This window comes from Neisseria sp. P0021.S005 (assembly GCF_051956955.1).
Map to the genome: position 1 here is coordinate 1 of NZ_JBQCWY010000766.1, position 1,405 is coordinate 1,405.

Consider the following 1,405-nt stretch of genomic DNA (forward strand, 5'->3'; position numbering starts at 1 on the left):
TGCGCAAGCCGTTTTCTTCAAAGCGGCTGTAAATCTTGCCGATGACGTTTTTTTCTACTGCATCGGGTTTGATGATGGAAATCGTACGTTCGATGGCCATGTTATGTCCTTGTTTTTATTAATAGGTAAGTTGCCGTAGCCAAGAGGCGAGGGAAGTGTATTCTACCAAATTTCGCCCCTTTTTGGGAAAGGCATTATTTGCTTAAAGTCAGGTGTGGTTGTTCCAAATAGACTTCAGATTGCATTTCGATCATACGGCTGGCTGTACGGGTAAATTCTTCGGCAAAATCGCCTTCAACGTAAATATCGTTTACGCCAACTGCGCTAGTGGCGCACAGCTTCACACGGAAATCATATAAAACGTCAATTAACCATGTCAGACGGCGTGCTTCTGCTTTTTCTTGCGGGGTTAGACGTTCTAATCCTGAAAGGAAAACCATCTCGTAATGTTCGGCTAAATACAAATAGTCAGCTTGTGAGCGCGGGCCAAAACATAATGCACGGAAATCAAACCAGATGGCGCGTTCTGACTGGGCTTTATGGGGGATTTCCCGTCCATGGATAATGCTGATGCCTGGGTTTAATTCAGAGATTCCGCTCATTTCTTTAAATAAAGCAGCGAGTTTTTGCTCGTTTTCTTCATTATTGGGGACAAAGAAAATTTCGGCAGGACGCAGCGTACGCAAGCGGTAATCTTCTCCGCCATCTACATTTAAAACGGTCAGGTTGGACTCGATAAGGGCGATGGTTGGGAGAAAGCTGCTGCGGTTTTGGCCTTGAGGATAGAGTTCGGATGGGGCGTAGTTGGAAGTGGCTACCAAGACTACACCTTCACTCAACAGGTTTTCCAGTAAACGGCCCAAAATCATGGCATCGGCAATATCACTGACGTGAAACTCGTCAAAGCATAATACGCGTGTTTCTTTGGCAATTTCTGTTGCAACGGCTTTTAAAGGATTCGCTTCACTCTTTAAAGCTTTCAGCCGTTGATGAATTTCGGCCATAAAGGCATGGAAATGCACGCGGCGCTTACGGCGATAAGGGAGACAGCCAAAAAAAGCGTCCATCAGGAAACTTTTACCGCGTCCTACGCCGCCATAAAAATAGAGTCCTTTAGGCACTTGAGGGGAACGCAGGCTGCGGCCGAGAAAACGGTTGCGTTTGCGTTTGAACATCATCAGCTCGGTCCATAAGCGATCCAAATATTCAATGGCTCGTGCTTGTGCTTCATCACGGATGAAGTTGGGTTGTTCGGCGGCGGCCTGATACCAAGTCAATGGGCTGTGGTTTTCAAATGGCGGTGGCGTAAATAGTTGGTCTCTATTGCTCATGTATAACCTTTATTATGTTTTGCTGGCGATAGTCGAAACATCATCCGCAATAATTTGGACAGTAGTCGGAATGA

General features: G+C 46.0%; 2 protein-coding genes. Both read right to left on the bottom strand.

The genetic code is table 11. The features are described from left to right. Nucleotides 1-100 (bottom strand): nucleoside-diphosphate kinase (locus ACTHUE_RS19110; RefSeq protein ID WP_440424182.1); only part of this gene is annotated, 100 nt, incomplete at its 3' end. A 94-nt stretch (nt 101-194) separates the two neighbouring features. Beyond that, entirely contained in the window at nt 195-1,331 is a 1,137-nt protein-coding gene (zapE, locus tag ACTHUE_RS19115) for a cell division protein ZapE (protein WP_070813965.1), read from the bottom strand. Nucleotides 1,332-1,405: the final 74 nt, after the last annotated feature.